The organism is Pseudomonas sp. AC463 (genome assembly GCF_979253585.1).
Map to the genome: position 1 here is coordinate 1 of NZ_CEEDDZ010000952.1, position 250 is coordinate 250.

General features: G+C 76.0%; 1 protein-coding gene. It reads right to left on the reverse strand.

What is annotated here, in order from left to right; all coding sequences use genetic code 11:
- Nucleotides 1-250, reverse strand: a 250-nt coding sequence (locus AC0IYH_RS33055; RefSeq protein ID WP_471838616.1) for a hypothetical protein, incomplete at both ends; no start/stop codon positions are given.

Genomic DNA, 250 nt, shown 5'->3' on the forward strand with positions numbered 1-250 from the left:
GTTCCACTCCACGGGCCAGCGGGTGCCGGCAGGGCCGCCGCGCCGACGCAGGCATTCGACGAGAAAGGCAGGTCGGCCGGGTGCGGGCGTGCCGAACACGTCCCCCGGCAAGGTGCGCGATGGCATGGCGGCAATGCCCCACCGGCTGGCGGCGGCGCTGGGCTCCACCTGCGCGGCGAGGCGGACGCTGAGCACGGTGACGCCGGACGCTTCGGCCGCCAGCATCAGCCGGCGGGTCGCCGTCAGGTCC